We start from the raw sequence: 18,681 nt of genomic DNA, 5'->3' as shown, positions 1-18,681 counted from the left end.
AGAACTGGAGTTGCTGCGCCCGACATCGTCGGAGAAAACGATTCAAGCCGCCGGCGCAAAGCACTGCCGTACATCGGATTTCTCGATCGTTTCGCTCGGCTGGCGCAACGTCTGGCTTTCACGCATTCTGTTACCCGGCCGCTGGCCTTCCCGGACCCCTGGCGTTACCGCCGGTGATGGGATCGAGACGCTCGACCGGAGGCCTTGAACCGCGATGGATCTGCGCCAGCTCCGCTATTTCACCGCGATCGTCGAACAGGGCTCGTTCTCGAAAGCCGCAACGAAGCTGCGCGTAGCGCAGCCGGCGCTAAGCCAGCATCTGCGCCATATGGAGGACGAGCTCGGCGTCACGCTGCTGCATCGCGGCGCGCGCGGCGTGCAGCCGACGGAAGCCGGCGAGCGCCTGCTGATGCGCGCCCGCGCGATCCTCGCCGAATTCGCGGAACTCCGCGACGGCGTGCGCGGCGAGACGGCGCCGCCCGGCGGCGAGGTCCGCATCGGGCTTCCCGGCACCGTCAGCGAGCAGTTCAGCGTGGCGCTGATCCAGGCCGCGCGCGAGCGCTATCCGGCGATCCGCATCCGGATCGCCGAAGCGATGAGCGGCTTCGTGCTGGATTGGCTGCGGCGCGGAGAGGTCGATCTCGCGGTGATCTATTCGACCTCCGATCCCAAGGGCCTGAGCATCCATCATGTCCTGACCGAGGAACTCTGCCTGTTCGGCGCGCCGACGCTCGACGCCGTCACGATCCCGCCCGGCGGCAGGATCGGGCTGACGCAGGCCGCCGCGCTCGACCTGATCCTGCCCGGTCCCGGCCACGGCCTGCGCGACCAGATCGACGAGGCGGCAGGCGTGCAGACCACGATCCAGCCGGCGATCGAGATCGAATCCTACGGCCAGATCAAGCGCCTGGTCGAACGCGGGCTCGGCTACGGCATCCTGCCGCGCATGGCGGTCAGCGCGCAGGAAAAAGCCGGCCTGTTCAACACCTGGAGGATCGAGAAGCCGGCGCTCTACCGCAAGGTCTATCTCGCCTATTCCAAGGAACGCCCGATCCCGACCGCGGCGCGCGCCGTCGGCCAGCTCTCCTGGGACATCCTGCGCGGGCTGGTGATCGACGAGACCTGGACCGCGACGCTGGGGGAAGACGGTGATCCGCCGGCCTTGTATCGCTGATCGCGGTTTGGGCTTTGACAGGGAGCCGCGAGCGTCGGACCTTTCAAAGGCTATATCCTCAGCCCTCATCCTGAGGAGCAAGCGAAGCTTGCGTCTCGAAGGATGCTCCAGACAGTGCGGACTGGAGCATCCTTCGAGACGCGCCTTGCAGGCGCTCCTCAGGATGAGGGCTGTGAGATAGACTCCTAAAAAATCGAGGAACGCCTTTGAAAATCCGCGCCGCCGTCCTGAACGCCAGCCCCGTCTCCGCGCCCTATGCCGTGAGCCGCCCGATGTCGATCGAGGAGATCGAACTGGCTCCTCCCGGCCCCGGCGAAGTGCTGGTGCGCGTACGCGCGGCGGGCCTGTGCCACTCCGACCTGTCAGTGATCGACGGCAACCGCCCCCGCCCCGTCCCGATGGTGCTGGGCCACGAGGCCGCCGGCGAGGTCGTCGAGACGGGCGCAGGCGTCCACGACCTCAAGGCGGGCGACCGCGTCATCATGGTGTTCGTACCGTCCTGCGGGCATTGCTCGCCCTGCAGCGAAGGCCGCCCGGCGTTGTGCGAGCCGGGCAATGCGGCCAACGGCGTCGGCGAACTGATTGGCGGCGGACGCAGGCTGTCGATCAACGGCAAGCCGGTGCATCACCATGTCGGGGTCTCAGCCTTCGCCGAATACGCGGTGATCTCGCGCCATTCGCTGGTGAAGATCGAAGCCGACATTCCCCATGAGATCGCGGCGCTGTTTGGTTGCGCGGTGCTGACCGGGGTCGGCGCGGCTGTGAACACCGCCAAGGTGCGCGCCGGCGAGACGGTTGCCGTCGTCGGCCTCGGCGGAGTGGGCCTCAGCGCTTTGATGGGCGCGGCGGCGTGTGGAGCCGCGCGCGTCATTGCGGTCGATCTCTCCGACGACAAGCTCGCAGTCGCGCGGACGCTTGGCGCAACCGACACGTTCAACGCCGGCGACGCTGATGTGGTCGAGGCAATCCGCGCCGCGACGAAAGGCGGTGTCGATCACGGGCTGGAGATGGCGGGCTCGGTCAAGGCGCTCGACCTCGCCTACCAGATCACGCGGCGCGGCGGCACGACCACGACGGCGGGCCTCGCCAACCCCGCGCATACGCTCTCGCTCGCGCCGGTMAGGCTGGTCGGCGAGGAACGCACGCTGAAGGGGTCTTATGTCGGCTCCTGCATCCCGGTGCGCGACATTCCGCGCTTCGTCGATCTCTACCAGCGCGGCAAGCTGCCGGTCGACAAGCTCTGGACCAGTTCGAGCGGCCTCGAAGGGATCAATGAGGGGTTCGACGCCCTGAACGAAGGCCGCACGATCCGGCATGTGCTGGTGATGTGATCGCCGCCGGGAAGCCGCTGGACCGGCGCGCGGTTTTCGCTATGGCGCCCATCGCAAAAGACTATTTGACCTCGGCTGGTCGCGGACGCCTGTTCTGCGCCGACTGCAAGGCTGGCACGGCGTGGCGATGACGAATGCTCTTGACGGAATTCTGGTGGTGGCGCTTGAGCAGGCCGTCGCTGCGCCGACTGCGAGTTGCAAACTGGCCGACGCCGGCGCGCGCGTCATCAAGCTGGAGCGGGCCGAGGGTGATTTCGCGCGCGGCTACGACGGCTACGCCCGGGGGCAGTCGTCCTATTTCGTCTGGCTCAACCGCGGCAAGGAATCCTGCCGGGTCGATCTCAAGGACGCCGGCGACCGCGCCATGGTGGAGACGATGCTGTCGCAGGCTGATGTCTTCATCCAGAACCTCGCTCCAAGCGCGACCGCGAGGCTCGGCATGGGCGCGGCCGAATTGCGCGCGCGCTATCCGCGCCTGATCACCTGCGACATTTCGGGCTATGCGCCCGGCACGCCGCAATACACGCGCAAATCCTATGATCTTCTGGTCCAGGCCGAATCCGGTCTCGCGGGCATTACCGGCACCAGGGAATCGGGTCCGTCCCGGATCGGCATCTCGATCGCCGATATCGCAACCGGGCAGGCTGCCTATGCCGCGATCCTCGAGGCGCTGCTTCGGCGCGCCAGGACCAGCGAGGGCTCGGCGATCCAGCTCTCGCTGTTCGACACCCTCGGTGACATGATGAACGTGCCATATCTCATGCGCCGTTATGGCGGCATCGAGCCGCCGCGCGTCGGCCTGGCCCATCCCTCGATCGCGCCCTATGGCGTCTTCGCCACCGCTGACGGCAACGTCCTGATCTCGATCCAGAGCGAGCGCGAATGGCAGATTCTCGCTCGTGACGTGCTGGGCAGCGAGGCACTCGCCAGCGATGCGCGCTACGCCACCAACATGCTGCGCGTCCGCGAGCGCGAGGCGCTCGATGCGGAAATTCAGGCGATCCTGGGCACGCGCTCCTTCGCCGAGGTCGCCGCGGCGCTCGACCGCCACGGCATCGCCTATGGCACGGTCTCCAGCATCAGCGACCTGATGAGCCATCCGGCGGCGACGGTCCTGCCCGTCGCGACGCCGGCGGGCGATGTCGAGATGCTGGCGCCGCCCGCGATCGTCGACGGCAAGCGCGCGCGGATGCGGCCGGTGCCGGCTCTGGGCCAGCACGACGCGGCCTTGCGCGCCGAATTCGGCCGCAAGGCCGTTCGATCACCCTCTCCGTCATCCCGGACAAGCGGCTTTACCGCGCCGATCCGGGATCCATCATAAAGCACCACGGCGCCCTACGATGGATCCCGGGTCTGCGCTTCGCTTGCCCGGGATGACGACGGTGGAGATGAGTGCGTTTTGCTTGAACGAACAGCTTTTATTCAGTGCCGGAAAGCCAAGACGAGTCATGATGCACGCTTCTGACCATGCCGACATCCGCGACGCCGTCGCCAAACTCTGCGCCGGCTTTCCCGGCGAGTACTGGCGCAAGCTCGACCGCGAGATGGCCTATCCGGCCGAGTTCGTCGGCGCGCTGACTGAGAGCGGCTTTCTTTCGGCGCTGATTCCGGAGGAATTTGGCGGCGCAGGCCTGACGCTCTCGGCGGCGGCGGCGATCATGGAGGAAATCCAGCGCCAGGGCTGCAATGGCGCAGCCTGCCATGCGCAGATGTACATCATGGGCACGCTGCTGCGGCACGGCTCGCCTGCGCAGAAGCAGCAATACCTGCCGAAGATCGCCTCGGGCGAATTGCGGCTGCAGGCCTTCGGCGTCACCGAGCCGACCAGCGGCACCGATACGACCGCGCTCAGGACAACCGCAAGGCGCGACGGCGACCATTACGTCGTCAACGGCCAGAAGATCTGGACGAGCCGGGCGGCGCAGTCGGACCTGATGCTGCTGCTCGCCCGGACCACGCCGCGCGAGGAGACCGCCAAGCGCACCGACGGGCTGTCCGTCTTCATCCTCGACATGCGCGAGGCGCTAAAGGCCGGGCTCACCATCCGGCCGATCCGCACGATGATGAACCACGCCACCACCGAGGTGTTCTTCGACAATGTCCGGGTGCCGGCGGAAAACCTGGTCGGCGAGGAGGGCAAGGGCTTTCGCTACATTCTGTCGGGCATGAACGCCGAACGCATCCTGATCGCGGCCGAATGCGTCGGCGACGCGAAATGGTTCATCGACAAGGCCTCCGCCTACGCGAAGGAGCGCAACGTCTTCGGCCGGCCGATCGGCCAGAACCAGGGCATCCAGTTCCCGATCGCCAAGTCTTACGCCAACATGCGCGCCGCCGAGCTGATGGTGCGCGAGGCGATCGCGCTCTACGAGGCGGGCGAGAACCCCGGCGCCGAAGCCAACATGGCCAAGATGCTCGCGGCGGATGCGTCGTTCGAGGCCGGCAACGCCTGCATCCAGACCCATGGCGGCTTCGGCTTCGCCGAGGAATACGACATCGAGCGCAAGTTCAGGGAGACGCGGCTCTACCAGGTCGCGCCGATCTCGACGAATCTGATCCTGTCGTATCTGGCCGAGCATGTGCTGGGCATGCCCAGATCCTATTAGACGCCGGTTTTTCAGAATCGAGCGCGAGGAACCCCTCTCCTGTAAGGAGAGGGGCAGGGGTGAGGTGGCGGCCCGCAGACCAGTCGAGCATCGATGCTGCCCGATGCTTCGGTCAGGTCGCGCTCGATGCGGAGAACGTCCTTCCCCTCACCCCTGCCCCTCTCCCTCCGGGAGAGGGGTTCCTCGCGCCCTTCATTCAAAGCGTGGGGAATTCAAATGCTGCTCGACATCGATCACCTCAAAACCTGGATCGGACGCACCGAAGAGGCCTCCGACATCGTCACGCCTCGACTGGTCGAGAGCTTTCACGCCACCTTCGCGCCGCATCTCGCGCCCTGCCCGGCCGGCGACGCGCCGCTCGCGCTGCACTGGTGCCTGTCGCCGCGCATCGCCGCGATGAATGCGATCGGCGTGGACGGGCACCCGGCCAAGGGCGATTTCCTGCCGCCGGTGCCGCTGCCGCGCCGGATGTGGGCTGGCGGCCTGATCGAAACCGTCGCGCCCTTGCGCACAGGCGACACCGTGACACGCGGCTCCCGCATCGGCGATGTCTCGGCCAAGGAGGGGCGCAGCGGCGCGCTGTGCTTCGTTGCGGTCCACCATGACATTGTCAGCCCGCGCGGCGTCGCCCTGCGCGAGCGCCACGACATCGTCTATCGCGACGCAGCCGCGCCGGGCGCGCCGGCAAACCCTGTGCCCGCTGCCGTCGAGCCGCAGGCGGCCGATATCGCCTGGCAGGTCGAGGCCGATCCGGTGCTGCTGTTCCGCTATTCGGCGATCACCTTCAACAGCCATCGCATCCATTACGACCTGCCCTATGTCACGCAGGTCGAAGGCTATGCCGGCCTCGTCGTGCACGGACCGATCCAGGCGACGCTGATGCTGAACCTGATCGCGACACTGGCTCCCGGCGAGCCGATCCGGCTGTCCTATCGCGGGCTCGAACCGCTGATCGCCGGCGCAGCCTTCTCGGTGAAGGCCCGCCGCCTGCCCGATGGCGCGATCCGGGCCTGGACCGAGGGCGCGGACGGGCGCGTGCGGATGGAAGGCGTCAGCCGGCCGGAATGACGGCGAGCCACTGCATCACCTCATGTTCCGCTGGAATCGCTGCGCGGGTCATCCCGGACAAGCCGCGCAGCGGCGCCGATCCGGGATCCATTCCTGACCCTTGCAAAAGTAAAGTCCCACAAAACCTGAACCTCTCAAGACCACCGTTCCGGAATGGATCCCGGGTCTCCGCTTCGCTGCGCCCGGGATGACGGCGTGAGGTCAATCTGCCCGCGAGATGGTCTACGCCGGCGCGACGAAGGGCTGGGCGATCTCGACGAAGGCCGGCGTCGCCTCCAGCCTTGCGGCATGGGCGGCGAGTGCGGGATAGTCCGCCCAGGCCACCAGCCCCGGATGCGCCTCACTGAGAAAGCGCAGCGCGACGGCCACCGCGATGTCGGCATGGCCGATGCCGCCGCCGAACCAGTATCCGCCCGGCCGTCCGGCACGATCGGTCTCCAGCACGGCGAGCGTGGCGAGGATCTGGTCGCGGCAGCGACCGGCCCAGACATCGGAGATCTCGCTGTGCAGCCGCTGCTCGTAGAACAGGCTGACCGCCTTGTCGGCGAGCCCCGTCGCCAGCGCGGCGATCCTCACGGCGCGCCGCCGCGCCGGTTCCTCGCGCGGGAACATGGCGCGCTCCGGCGGCACGAGGCTGTCGATGAAGTCGATCATGCTGGCGCTGTCGACCAGCACTTCGCCATCGTCGAGCACCAGCGTCGGCACGCGCGTCAGCGGGTTCACGGCGCGGACCTTGTCTGCGTCGCCGAAGACCGACCAGGGCCGGTGCTCGAAGGCCAGCCCATAAAGCCGCAACGCGATCGCGACACGGCGCACGAAGGGTGAATCATACTGCCCGATCAGGATCATCGAAGCCCCCAGCTTCGGCGTGTCACGCCGCCGCCGCAATGCTAGCTTCCCTTCGCCGCAGAAGCGATCAGGAGCCGGCCATGTCAGGCGAAATCCAGTTCAACCGCCGTGACACGCTGAAGGCCGGCAGCGCCATCGCGGCTGTCGCCGCCCTGCCCTCGATTGCCGCCGCGCAGACGCCGGCGCGGCTGAAACTGCGCCTGCTAGAGACCGCCGATCTCCACGTCAATGTCGTGCCTTACGACTATTTCCGCGACGCCGCCGACGACACGGTGGGGCTCGCCAGGACAGCGAGCCTGATCAAGGCAGCCCAGGCCGAGGTCAAGAACAGCATGCTGTTCGACAATGGCGACTTCCTGCAGGGCTCGTCGCTGGGCGACTACATCGCCTACAAGAAAGGGCTCAAGGCCGGCGACACGCACCCGATGCTGGCCGCGATGAACGCCCTGCCCTATGCCTGCGGCACGCTCGGCAACCACGAGTTCAACTACGGCCTCGACTTTCTCGACAATGGTCTGGCCAAGGCCGAGTTTCCGCTCGTCTGCGCCAATGTCGAGAAGATCGGCGGCTATCCGCTGGTCGATCCGTGGCGTCTGTTCGAGCAGAGCTTCGAGGACGAGGCCGGCGGCCAGCAGATCATCAAGATCGGCGTCATCGGCTTCGTGCCGCCGCAGATCATGCAATGGGACAAGGGCAATCTCGACGGCAGGATCGTCGCCGGCGACATCGTCAACGCGGCGCTCAAGCACCTGCCCGAACTGCTCAAGGCCACGCCCGACATCGTCATCGCGCTCTGCCATTCCGGCATCGCGGGCGGCGAGCGCAAGGGCATGGAAGAGAATGCGGCGCTGCATCTGGCCAAGCTCGACGGCATCGACGTGATCCTGACCGGGCACCAGCATCTCGTCTTCCCCGGCGGGAAGGCCTTCGACGGCATTGCCGGCGTCGACAACGTCAAGGGCTCGTTGCATGGCAAGCCCGCCTGCCAGCCCGGCTTCTGGGGTTCGCATCTCGGGATCGTCGATCTCGACCTGGAGAAGCTCGGCGAGAGCTGGCGCGTCGCGGGCTTCATGGTCGAGCCCAGGCCGATCTACGAACGCACGCCCGACCGCAAGATCGTGCCCAGGGCGGCTGTCGAGGCCTCCGTGCTTGCCACGGTGAAGGCCGACCACGAGGCGACGCTGGCCTATATGCGCGAGCCGGTCGGCGCGACGGCCTCGCCGATCAACAGCTTCTTCGCGCTCGTCGCCGACGACCCGTCGATCCAGATCGTCAACGAGGCGCAGACCGCCTACGCCAGAACGCTGATGGCGCAGACGCCGCTGAAGGGCCTGCCTATCCTGTCGGCGGCGGCGCCGTTCAAATCCGGTGGGCGCGCGGGGCCGTCCTTCTACACCGATATCCCGGCCGGGCCGCTGGCGCTGAAGAACGTCGCCGACATCTATCTCTACCCCAACACCGTGCAGATCGTGAAAGTGACCGGCGCGCAGGTGCGAGAGTGGCTGGAACGCTCGGCGGGCATCTTCAACCGCATCGACGCAGGCAAAACGGAGGAGCAGCCGCTGATCAATCAGGGCTTTCCGCCGTTCAATTTCGATGTGATCGACGGTGTCAGCTACCGGATCGATGTCACGCAGGCCTCGCGCTACGATGGCGACGGCAAGCTCGTCGCGCCGGACGCCCATCGCATCGTCGATCTCGCCTTCGAGGGCAAGCCGATCGGCGAGAGCGCCCAGTTCCTCGTCGTGACCAACAATTACCGCGCCTCGGGCGGCGGCAATTTCCCGGGCACGAAGACGACGATCGTATTGGAAGCGCCCGATCTCAACCGCGATGTCGTGGTGCGCTACATTCTCGCGAAGGGGACGATCGAGCCCAAGGCCGACGGCAACTGGGCGCTCAAGCCATTGCCGGCAGGCGTGAACGCGACCTTCGTGACCTCGCCCGCGGCAGCCGGCAAGCTGCCGGAGGGGCTGAAAGCCGAACCGGCCGGCGATGGCGGCGAAGGCTTTGCGAAGTATCGGCTGACAGGCTGACAGGCTGACGCAGCGCGTCGTTACCCATCAACTCAGCCGTCCCTAGCCGGCCGACGCCCTGTTCGCTTCCGTCAGAAGGCTGCGCGCTACCTCGACGATCCGTTCGACGGGCAAAAGCGCGTCCTCTTCCGGATCGAAGCAGACCGCGTCGTTGGCCGCGACCAAAGCCGCGGCGAAAACATAGGCGAACGCGCCTTCGATGAAGCTGCCACTCCAGCGAAAGGCCGCGATGCGCCCCATCGTCGAGGCTCTTTCGCCAAAGGCTTCCGCCATGTCGGCGACGTCGTAGCGATCGAAAACCTCGACTTCGACGCCTGCCGTCTCGCCGTCCAGGCTGCCGGGCTGGAAGCCGGCGAGCTCATCGAACACCATGGCGTCGGGCAGAGCGAGATCGAAACCCAGATGGCGCGCTTCGGCGACGACAGCCGCGGCCGTCACTACCTCCCCGACAGGCAGCGCGACCCAAAGCTCCATCGACATCGGCAACCTCCACTCAACGCTTGCATGTTCATTTTTTGTTCTGGCATCGTTTGATGTCAAGAGGCCGATTTCGGCTTGCAAGCGGCTGCGCCGGTGGCCATCCTCGGCAAAAAAACGGGAGGACAGAATGCTGCGGACGATCCTGGTCATCATGACGCTATTCTCTGGAATGACGGGCGAGGCTTTTGCGCAATCGGGCAGCCTCGCCTGGAAAACGAGTTGGGCCGCCTCGGCGCAGGGCCCCTACCCCGTCGGAAACCCTTCGGCCCAGCCGGACCAGCGCTTCGCCTTTCCCGAGCCAGCGGCCGGGGCCGTCGACCAGAGCTTTCGGCTGATCCTGCGTCCGAGCCTGTGGGGCCGGCAGGCGCGCATGCGCCTGAGCAACGCGTTCGGGACAAAGCCGGTGACGTTCGACGGCGTCCATGTCGGGCTGCAGCTCGGCTCGGCCGCGCTCATGCCTGGCAGCAACAGGCCCGTCAGCTTCGCCGGCAAGGCCTCGCTGACGCTGGAGCCGGGAGCATCGGCGTGGAGCGACCCGGTCGAGCTGCCCTTCGCCGGCGATCCCGCTTCGCCTTTGCTGCAGGGCCGCAAGCTCGCGGTCTCCTTCCATGTCGCGGGCGAGAGCGGGCCGATGACCTGGCACGCCAAGGCGCTGCAGACCTCCTATGTCAGCGCCCCGCGCGCCGGCGCCAAGGGAGCCGAGGAGACCGAGGCCGCCTTCCCCCACGCGACCGCCTCCTGGTTCTTCCTCGATGCGGTGGACATGCAGGCTCCCACTGAGACACCCGTCGTCGTCGCCTTCGGCGATTCGATCACGGACGGTACGGCCTCGGTGATGAATGGCGACGACCGCTGGCCCGACGTGCTGGCGCGCAGGCTCGCGCAGGCCTTCGGCGTCAACCGCGTCGCCGTGGTCAATGCCGGGATCGGCGGCAACCAGATTGCGGGGCCTGCCGAGTATTCGCCGGCAAAGCCCTTTCCCGGCGGGCCGGCCTCGGGCCAGAGGCTGGAGCGCGACGTGCTCTCGCTTTCGGGCGTCACCAGCCTGGTCTGGCTGGAAGGCATCAACGATTTCAGCAAGAACGGCAACGCCAGCGTCGAGGCAGCCCAAGCCGCGATGCGCGACGGCGTCGCCAGATTGCGGGCGCGCGGCATCCGCGCGGTCGGCGCAACGGTCGCGACCGCGCTGGGCAGTTCGAGCGCTGCCCATGGCTCGCCAGAGCAGGACGGGAAGCGCAAGGCGCTGAACGCCTTCATCCGCAGCCCCGGCAGTTTTGACGCAGTGGTGGATTTCGACGCGGCGACGCTCGACGCTTCGACCGGCGGGCTCAAGGCCGAGTTCGTGCCGGAATCGACCACGGGCGGCGCGGGCGACAAGCTCCACCCCAACCGCACCGGCTATCAGGCAATGGGGTATGCGGTCGATCCGGCGGCCGTGGTGCCGGGGCTGAAGCGGTAGGTTTGCGCCGGCGAGGCGCGCGCCGCCGGTCCGCGACGTGGATCGCACCGAAAACCTCGGCCGGCTTGCGCCGCGAGGTTTTCGGGTCTTCCGATTGCGTATCCAAAAGGGGATGCGCGGGGAGAGGTGGCGTCGCAGTCGACGGCTGCGTGCCGATGTCGATGTCGAGATGTCTGTCGAAGCAGCGCCAAAAGCCGCCACCCCGCCCCGCGCGCGGTTGTCTTTCGGTGTCCCCGCCGTGCTTTGATGTCTCGGCACGAGACCGGACCCGCCTCGGTCCGGACGACGATCGACCCCTTCATGGCCCGAGCCAGCGACGGCCGAGAGCCATGAACACCGCAATCCCACCCGGCCGCACGACGCCTCGCGACAGCCCCCTTGGTCGGGTGGAACGGGGGGAGAATAGGCATGGGGCGGAGGGGCCGGGGATAAGTTTTGTGTGGGGGCGCCGCCGTCCTCTTCCCTTCTCCCGGATGGGAGAAGGTGGCGCGGAGCGCCGGATGAGCGCCTGCCGTCTCCGTGCAAGGCTCTACGGCTTCGTCGCGCCCTTGACGATCAGCGGCTGGCCCTCATCGCTGACCTTCCCAGTGCCGGGTCTGCGGCCACGGCCGCCAAAACGTCGCCTCTCCGCAAACGTTCACTGGCGTGGAAATCAGCATTAGCGACGCTAAAAGCCTCAGTCTTAATGCCATATCATGCAGGCAGCCACGCTCCAGCATCATACCAGAACTCAAAAGCCTTATTTATGGTGCAGCGCGAAACCAAACGGCGTGGCGCGCGTATGACTCGTGTCCTTAGTGTGTATTTCGAGCCAGTTGTCATGAGCGATATGCAGCATCAACCCAAGTGCGACAACCCGCATCAAGCGGCAGTTTATGCAGACCCAAACGAGAGTTTGGATCTGGTCAGATTATTTTTAGCTTTGTCTACACCAGATCGAACAAAAGTAATGGATTTTGTGAGGACGTTGGCTGGTGACATTAACTGCACAGATCGAAATAATGACTAGCTGAACAAAGTTGGAGCCGTCATTCCTGACATGCTGCGCTACTAAAGACCGCCCCTAGACTAAGCGAGGCGGTCTTTTTGAATATTGTCCGGCATCAATCGGCTGACTTGTCTGGAAGCTAGTGCTCTGCCGATCTCAAGCAAAACCATATCCAATAAATATGCGATAAAATTTCGCTTATCGGCAACGGCAGAATTCTTTGCGGCTATTGTTAAATCTGACAACTCGTCAAGAGGCTCTTTGGTTTTTGCAGAAACGGGCTCGATCTCGGTGACGAAGCCAGGATACCGAATAGGCTCGCCGTTCTGGTAAAAGCAGCGCCCAGTCGCAAGAATTCTGCGCCATTTCCGGTCGCTCCCGAAAACTCGGTACTCAGAACGAAATGCGCTTTGCCCAGCGCATGTTCTCGCAATTTCGTCCTGAACTCGCGCAAGATCGTCTGGGTGTACCGCATCAAAGAATACATCCAAAGGCAATCCTTTCGAAGCTTCCTCCACAGCAACTCCGAAATAAAGCGCGAGAACAGGGTCGCCATAGACCAAATCCTCTTTTACATCGAACGTCCACATGCCCATATTTGGACTCTGAACTGCATGCGGGAGCTTCATGCCCATGACGACGTGCTTTACTTTCTTCAGAAATGGTTGCTAGGCGGCAGGCACTCGGCCACTCATGGCGCGATCTCAAGCGCGCCCCGTTAACCATGCTGCATTGCACAATGGAAGCGCCAATCGGACATGACGCGCCTGCACTTTTGAGGGGTCCTAATCTGGCCGGCACACTCCTGGCTATATGTCGTCAGCAGAACTGATCCTGGCTCGCGCGCCTGTGGCCAGCAATCATCGTCTAATATCTCAGACGCCCCCCTCTCACCCCTCCACCAGCCGCCGCGCAATCACCTGCGCCTGAATCTCCGCAACCCTCTCGAAGATGTTTAAAAATCCATGCGTACACAACACGCGGCCGATCGGATATTCCAGCGCGAACCTGTTGTCGCCGACGTGATGCCCGTCGCTGATCACGATCGCGGCGTGCCTGGTACTCGGCCAGGCGCCGTTGCAGACGATGCTGCTGCCAGTGTCACTGGTGGTCGCCGGCGCGCTTGTCAGCAGCCTGCCGCTTTATACCCGCCTGAGCGGCTCGACTTATCCCCGGGTCGCGAATTCGCGCTTAATCTCCGTATCCGCCGTAGGAGATCAGCGCCGGATGCACCCCTCATACCTCCATATCGCGGATGAATTTTACGCTGTCCGAGCGCGCCGCAACGCGTTGCTGACCAAGCTTGCAGGCGATCGGATGATCGCCGCGCTGGACCGATTGGGCGAGATACTAGGCGAGAAGAGCGACGACGCTGATCAGCCAGAGGTGTCCGTCGGCGCCCACGCGGGATACAACGCCGATCAGCCGCGAGTCCCTGCCGGCAGCCCGGACGGTGGTCAATGGGCAAGCCAAAACGGCAGCCTTCTAGGGGATTTGCCGATCGGATCGATTGCATCCAGTGGAGGACGCGCCCTGCGCAACGCGTGCGAAGCACAACTCGAACGCGACATCTTCCAATGTCGAATGGTTGGGATGAGGTCTTGTTACGATCAAGCCTACCAGCGTTATGCATCGTGCTTGGCGAAGCAGCCGATACCGCCGTTCAACTATTGAGATTTTTTATGGAAATCATAAGACGTTCACTCACTTACGCGACGCTGTCCGGCGATGTCGAGATAGCGATTGTTGTCTCCGAGCCTATTCAGGGTGAACGGGATTGGAGTTGCGCGTATGAAATTGGGTGGCCGGACCATCCGAGACGTGGATTCGGCTACGGCATTGATTCGACGCAAGCCATGCTCTTGACGATGCAGGCAATAGGAACCGACATCTACACCAGCGACTATCATCTCTCCGGACGGCTGCGCTGGGAGATCTCGGGCAAGGGTTACGGCTATCCCGTGCCGAGAACGATAAAACATCTCCTTGTCGGAGACGATGCGTTCGTATTCGGATGATCTACCCCTCCACCAGCCGCCGCGCGATCACCTGCGCCTGAATCTCCGCCGCGCCCTCGAAAATGTTCAAAATCCGCGCGTCGCAGAGGACGCGGCTGATCTTGTATTCCAGCGCGAAGCCGTTGCCGCCATGGATCTGCAGGGCGTTGTCGGCGAACCGCGACGCAAGGCGGGTCGCGCCTCGACTTATCCCCGGTGTCGTTTTCGCGCTTAATCTCCGTATCCGTCGCGGAGACCAAGCGCCGGATGCAACATCTCACACATCAAAGACTGATCGAAAACCGGCGCGCCTACCGGCAGCGCTACAACGCCCTCACATGCAAGCTTGCCGGCGACCGGATGATCGCCGCGCTCGACCGGCTGGGCGCGCTGATCGCGAAGGCGAACTTCAATCCCGCCCAGCCGCGAGCGCCAGGACCAGGGCCCGGCGCCGGCCAATGGATCTATGTCGAGGGCTATGCGCGGGAGCGTGAGTCCGAGCGGTCGATCATCTTAGCCAACTCGCCCGGCATTGGGCACAACAAAGGTCCATCGCTCGACGAGCCGCGACAGATTCCGAAGCAGGATCCTGGCGATCCGAAGTCCAGGCTGCAACAGGCCAAGGAAGTCGCGAAGTGGCTTGCGCTGTTTGGCGCGCGGCGCGTTCCGCAAGTTGCGGTCGCGCTGGCGGCGATCGAAGCCGCCGACTGGCTGCGGACGGAATGGCCGTCGATCCGATCGAATCTCGATTCACCCAAGCCGATGGACGAGTTGATCGGCGGGGCGCGGGAGGCGAGATCAGGCTATCATCGCCATCACATCGTCGAGCAGACTCCAGCGCAACGGGACGGCTTCCCGCGCTCGATGATCGACGGCGTGGACAATGTCGTCAGCGTGCCGATTTATAAGCACCGGGAGATTTCAGCTTGGTATCAAACAGTAACCCCTGAACTCGGCGGCCTCTCGCCACGCGAGTATCTTCGCGGCAAAGACTGGTCCGAACGTGCCCGGGTCGGCCAAAGCGCGCTGAGACGCTTCGGAGTTTTAAAGCCATGAACACGACGCACTATAAAAAAATGACTGATTCGGAGCTCGTCGACAAATTCGAACAGTTGTGTCTGGATCAATATGTCGCACTCGAGCGCGAAGAGATTTCCGTCTACAATCGTCGATATAAAATCATCAAAGCTATCGAGAACGAGCTTAAAGCGCGTGATGGTGATCGCCGGCACCTGCTCAAGAAGTTCTTTGGGCACGGCAATCTACAGCTTCGGCTAACTGCAGCCCACGCAACGCTCGCAGTCAACTATATGGAAGCTCGACGCGAGCTTGAGTTGGTCGCATCGTCCAAATGGAACCCACAGGCAGGTGCTGCCGGCATGGCGCTCGACAGCTTGGATCGTGGCATCTATCGGCCTACCTGACGCCACTCACCCCTCCACCAACCGCCGCGCAATCACCTGCGCCTGAATCTCCGCAACCCTCTCGAAGATGTTTAAAAATCCATGCGTCGCAGACGACCCGGCTGATCGGATATTCAACGCGAACCCGTTGCCGCCGACGTGATGCGTGTCGCTGATCACACTCGCGGCATGCCCGGGTCGGTCAAAGCGCGCTAAGACAATTCGGGATTTTAAAGCCATGACCGCTGCACAGTTCCAAGAAATGACCGATCTTGAGCTTATCAACGAATTCGAGCGCTTGTGTCTTTCCCAGTATGTAGCGCTGGAGAGGGAAGAAATCGCCGCGTGTAGCCGCAGATACAAAGTTATCCAGGCAATCACGGACGAACTCAAATCGCGCAGTGGCGATCGCCGCCGCATGCTCAAGAAATTCTTCGGCCAAGGCAATTTTCAGGTTCGCCTGACAGCAGCTCATGCAGTGCTCGCGGTTGACTACAAGGAAGCCCGCCGCGAGATGGAGCTGATCGCTGAATCGAAATGGCAACCGCAAGCGGGCGACGCTGGCATGAGCCTGATCAATCTTGACCGTGGCATTTACCGTCCAACTTAACGCTCCTCACCCCTCCACCAACCTCCGCGCAATCACCTGCGCCTGAATCTCCGCAGCGCCTTCAAAAATGTTCAAAATCCGCGCGTCGCAGAGGACGCGGCTGATCTTGTATTCCAGCGCGAAGCCGTTGCCGCCATGGATCTGGAGCGCGTTGTCGGCCGCCGCCCAGGCGACGCGGGCGCCCAGCAGCTTCGCCATACCGGCTTCGAGATCGCAGCGGCGTTCGGCGTCCTTTTCGCGGGCGGCAAAGTAAGTGAGCTGGCGGGCGATCAAGATTTCGACCGCCATCATGGCGAGCTTGTCGGCGACGCGCGGGAAGGCGATCAGCGGCTTGCCGAACTGGATGCGGTCGCGGGCGTATTGCAGGCCGAGGTCGAAGGCCGATTGCGCGACGCCCACGGCCCGCGCCGCCGTCTGGATGCGGGCGGCCTCGAAGGTCTGCATCAGCTGCTTGAAGCCCTGGCCCTCGACGCCGCCGAGCAGGTTCTCGGCCTTGACCTCGAAACCGTCGAAGGCGAGCTCGTATTCCTTCATGCCGCGATAGCCGAGCACCTCGATTTCGCCGCCGGTGAGGCCTTCGACCGGGAACGGGTCCTCGTCGGTGCCGCGCGGCTTCTCGGCGATCATCATCGAGAGGCCGCGATAACCGGCCGCGTCGGGATCGGTGCGGACCAGCAGCGTCATGATGTCGGCGCGGACGGGATGGGTGATCCAGGTCTTGTTGCCGGAGATTTTCCAGACATCACCATCCCTGACCGCCTTCGTGCGCAAGGATGCGAGGTCGGAGCCGGTGTTGGGCTCGGTGAAGACGGCGGTCGGCAGCACCTCGCCGGCGGCGAGTTTCGGCAGCCATTTCGCCTTCTGTTCGTCGGTGCCGCCGCAGAGGATCAGTTCGGCTGCGATCTCGGAGCGCGTGCCGAGCGAGCCGACGCCGATATAGCCGCGCGAGAGTTCCTCGGAGACGACGCACATCGAGACCTTGCTCAGGCCCATGCCGCCGAATTCCTCGGGGATGGTCAGGCCGAAGACGCCGAGCTCGGCCATCTTCTCGACGACGGGCATTGGGATGTAGTCGTTCTTGAGGTGCCATTCATGGGCGTGGGGCGTCACTTCGGCGGCGCAGAAGCGAGCCATTTCCGAACGGATCGCTTCCAGCGTCTCGTCGAGGCCGGGATCGCCGACGCTGATAAGGCCGTGGTCCTGGCTGAAGAGCGAGACGAGGCGGGCGCGGTTCTCGGGCGTATTGCCCTGCGCGATCAGCGTGTCGGCCGCATCCGAGCAGGCGGCGGCGATCGCTTTCGCGGGCAGGCCGAGCGCGCCCAGCCGGACCATCTCGCCCTGGCTCATCGGGATGCCGCCGAAGATCTGGGCGGCGTATTCGCCGGCGCCGATCCGGATGGCGTAGTCCTCGGTCGCGCCATAGCGATCCTCAGCCTGCAGGCGCTCGCCATAGGCCTTCATCTCGCGCAGCGCCATGACATAGGTCGCAAGCCAGGACAGGCCGTGGGCGGCGTGCTGCTCGGCTTCGAGCTTCTGCGAGGAGATCTTGCCGTCGACGGTGACCTTGTGCCGGACGGCCGCGATGGCCTGCTCCAGCAGTGTCTCGAAACCCGGCAGCGCCGCGCCGATCAGCTCGATGGCCGTCGGCGGCGTCTGCGACTTCAGGGCGGCGTTCGCGCTCATGATTTCTCTCCCCGTGTTGCGACGCAGCATAGGGCGAGTTTTCGGAAATCAGAAATGCCTCTTTCGGCGCATGGGCCGCCGCCGCGGCGCTATTTCCGGCTCGCCAGCACGACGCCGATGACGACCACCAGCATGCCCGCGATCTGAACGGGGCTCAGCGCCTCGCCGAACAGGATCCAGGCCTCGACCGCCACGGTCGCCGGGACGAGATAGAGGAAGGTCGCGGTGCGCGAGACCTCGCCGCGCCGGATCATCAGCAGATAAAGCCCGATGCCGCCCAGCGACAGCGCCAGCACCGACCAGGCCAGGACCAGCGCCATGGTCAGGTTCCACTCGATCCGCATCGGTTCGAGCGCCCAGRCGAAGGGCAGCGTCACCAGGAAGGCCGCGGCGTATTGCACGGCGGTCACCGTGCGCAGGTCGCCGGAGACGATGCGCGCCTTCTGGTAGAACGAGCCGAAGGTCACCGCGAACATGCCGACGACATTGATCGCGACCGGCAGCAGCACGGCCCAGAGCGCGGCCGGGTCGACGCCGACGATCTTGGGCTCGAGCACCAGCGCGATGCCGAGAAAGCCGCAGAGGATGCCGGCCCAGCGCACCGGCGAAATACGCTCGCCCACCAGCATCGGCGCAAACAGCGCGGTCAGGATCGGCTGCAGGCCGGCGATCAGGCCGGAGATACCCGCCGGCAGGCCATGGCGCACCGCCCACCAGACGCCGCCGAGATAGGCCGCGTGGAGCAGGATGCCGGTGACGACGCAGTCGAGGATGGCGCGCCGGCCTTTGGGCCAGGGCGCACGCAGCGCGATCGCGATCCCCGCGATCAGCACGCCGGCGGAGGCATAGCGCACCAGCAGGAAGGTCAGCGGGTCGGCATAGCGCGCCGAATAGCCCGCCACGATCCAGCCGGTCGACCAGAGGAAGGTGAAGATCAGCGGCGTGGCGCGCAGGAAGAGCGGAGAATCGAACATGGTTCGCCTGTGGGAGGCGATGC

General features: G+C 64.7%; 18 protein-coding genes and 1 pseudogene. 12 read left to right on the top strand and 7 right to left on the bottom strand.

The window, feature by feature from the left end; genetic code table 11:
• Positions 1-214: 214 nt before the first annotated feature.
• From AC1DZY_RS01300 to AC1DZY_RS01280, 5 genes are all read left to right on the top strand, one after another.
• Entirely contained in the window at positions 215-1,174 is a 960-nt protein-coding gene (locus AC1DZY_RS01300) for a LysR family transcriptional regulator (protein ID WP_476818248.1), read from the top strand.
• A gap of 206 nt (positions 1,175-1,380) precedes the next feature.
• Complete coding sequence (locus AC1DZY_RS01295; protein WP_476818247.1) at positions 1,381-2,505, top strand: zinc-dependent alcohol dehydrogenase family protein; 1,125 nt, start codon at positions 1,381-1,383, stop codon at positions 2,503-2,505.
• 127 nt (positions 2,506-2,632) lie between these two features.
• The gene (locus AC1DZY_RS01290) at positions 2,633-3,826 is read left to right on the top strand and encodes a CaiB/BaiF CoA transferase family protein (RefSeq protein WP_476818246.1); all 1,194 of its coding nucleotides are present in this window, start codon (positions 2,633-2,635) and stop codon (positions 3,824-3,826) included.
• A gap of 127 nt (positions 3,827-3,953) precedes the next feature.
• Entirely contained in the window at positions 3,954-5,111 is a 1,158-nt protein-coding gene (locus AC1DZY_RS01285; protein ID WP_476818245.1) for an acyl-CoA dehydrogenase family protein, read from the top strand.
• A 216-nt stretch (positions 5,112-5,327) separates the two neighbouring features.
• The gene (locus AC1DZY_RS01280) at positions 5,328-6,179 is read left to right on the top strand and encodes an HTD2 family dehydratase (RefSeq protein ID WP_476818244.1); all 852 of its coding nucleotides are present in this window, start codon (positions 5,328-5,330) and stop codon (positions 6,177-6,179) included.
• A gap of 222 nt (positions 6,180-6,401) precedes the next feature.
• Here AC1DZY_RS01280 and AC1DZY_RS01275 read toward each other — a convergent pair whose 3' ends face one another.
• Entirely contained in the window at positions 6,402-7,028 is a 627-nt protein-coding gene (locus AC1DZY_RS01275; protein WP_476818243.1) for a glutathione S-transferase family protein, read from the bottom strand.
• An 80-nt stretch (positions 7,029-7,108) separates the two neighbouring features.
• Here AC1DZY_RS01275 and AC1DZY_RS01270 point away from each other — a divergent pair, with 80 nt between their 5' ends.
• Positions 7,109-9,064: a bifunctional 2',3'-cyclic-nucleotide 2'-phosphodiesterase/3'-nucleotidase gene (locus AC1DZY_RS01270; protein ID WP_476818242.1), complete on the top strand. Its 1,956-nt coding sequence runs from the start codon at positions 7,109-7,111 to the stop codon at positions 9,062-9,064.
• 42 nt (positions 9,065-9,106) lie between these two features.
• Here the strand turns inward: AC1DZY_RS01270 and AC1DZY_RS01265 are convergent, their stop codons facing one another.
• Positions 9,107-9,697: a hypothetical protein gene (locus AC1DZY_RS01265; RefSeq protein ID WP_476818241.1), complete on the bottom strand. Its 591-nt coding sequence runs from the start codon at positions 9,695-9,697 to the stop codon at positions 9,107-9,109.
• Between AC1DZY_RS01265 and AC1DZY_RS01260 the strand changes: the two genes are divergently transcribed.
• Entirely contained in the window at positions 9,672-11,003 is a 1,332-nt protein-coding gene (locus AC1DZY_RS01260; protein WP_476818240.1) for a GDSL-type esterase/lipase family protein, read from the top strand. The genes AC1DZY_RS01265 and AC1DZY_RS01260 overlap by 26 nt on opposite strands.
• Positions 11,004-12,071: 1,068 nt before the next feature.
• Here AC1DZY_RS01260 and AC1DZY_RS01255 read toward each other — a convergent pair.
• Entirely contained in the window at positions 12,072-12,626 is a 555-nt protein-coding gene (locus tag AC1DZY_RS01255; RefSeq protein ID WP_476818239.1) for a PAS domain-containing protein, read from the bottom strand.
• Between the two features lie 255 nt (positions 12,627-12,881).
• Positions 12,882-13,034: a hypothetical protein gene (locus tag AC1DZY_RS01250; RefSeq protein WP_476818804.1), complete on the bottom strand. Its 153-nt coding sequence runs from the start codon at positions 13,032-13,034 to the stop codon at positions 12,882-12,884.
• A gap of 43 nt (positions 13,035-13,077) precedes the next feature.
• Here AC1DZY_RS01250 and AC1DZY_RS01245 point away from each other — a divergent pair, with 43 nt between their 5' ends.
• Together AC1DZY_RS01245 and AC1DZY_RS01240 are read left to right on the top strand one after the other, a co-directional pair.
• Positions 13,078-13,665, top strand: a complete 588-nt coding sequence (locus tag AC1DZY_RS01245; protein WP_476818238.1) for a hypothetical protein — start codon at positions 13,078-13,080, stop codon at positions 13,663-13,665.
• Positions 13,626-14,009, top strand: coding sequence for a DUF6968 family protein (locus AC1DZY_RS01240; RefSeq protein WP_476818237.1), 384 nt, complete (start codon positions 13,626-13,628; stop codon positions 14,007-14,009). Before AC1DZY_RS01245 ends, AC1DZY_RS01240 begins: the two co-directional genes overlap by 40 nt.
• Before the next feature lies 1 nt (position 14,010).
• Here AC1DZY_RS01240 and AC1DZY_RS01235 read toward each other — a convergent pair.
• A pseudogene (locus tag AC1DZY_RS01235) lies at positions 14,011-14,181 on the bottom strand (acyl-CoA dehydrogenase family protein); the annotation flags it as partial.
• A 74-nt stretch (positions 14,182-14,255) separates the two neighbouring features.
• On the opposite strand from AC1DZY_RS01235, the gene AC1DZY_RS01230 reads away from it, so the two are divergent.
• The 3 genes from AC1DZY_RS01230 to AC1DZY_RS01220 all read left to right on the top strand — a co-directional run bounded on the left by AC1DZY_RS01230 (position 14,256) and on the right by AC1DZY_RS01220 (position 16,001).
• Positions 14,256-15,044, top strand: a complete 789-nt coding sequence (locus AC1DZY_RS01230) for a hypothetical protein (RefSeq protein ID WP_476818236.1) — start codon at positions 14,256-14,258, stop codon at positions 15,042-15,044.
• Complete coding sequence (locus AC1DZY_RS01225) at positions 15,041-15,412, top strand: DUF2019 domain-containing protein (protein WP_476818235.1); 372 nt, start codon at positions 15,041-15,043, stop codon at positions 15,410-15,412. Before AC1DZY_RS01230 ends, AC1DZY_RS01225 begins: the two co-directional genes overlap by 4 nt.
• 217 nt (positions 15,413-15,629) lie before the next feature.
• A complete protein-coding gene (locus AC1DZY_RS01220; protein WP_476818234.1) occupies positions 15,630-16,001 on the top strand; it encodes a DUF2019 domain-containing protein in 372 nt (123 codons plus the stop codon).
• Positions 16,002-16,007: 6 nt separating this feature from the next.
• Here AC1DZY_RS01220 and AC1DZY_RS01215 read toward each other — a convergent pair whose 3' ends face one another.
• A complete protein-coding gene (locus AC1DZY_RS01215; RefSeq protein ID WP_476818233.1) occupies positions 16,008-17,684 on the bottom strand; it encodes an acyl-CoA dehydrogenase family protein in 1,677 nt (558 codons plus the stop codon).
• Positions 17,685-17,773: 89 nt separating this feature from the next.
• The gene (locus AC1DZY_RS01210) at positions 17,774-18,658 is read right to left on the bottom strand and encodes a DMT family transporter (RefSeq protein WP_476818232.1); all 885 of its coding nucleotides are present in this window, start codon (positions 18,656-18,658) and stop codon (positions 17,774-17,776) included.
• Between the last annotated feature and the right edge of the window lie 23 nt (positions 18,659-18,681).

The sequence above is a fragment of the Allobosea sp. P2_A10 genome (assembly GCF_056405115.1).
The sequence above is the reverse complement of the archived record's forward strand: the minus strand, read 5'-3'. Positions and strand labels throughout refer to the sequence as shown.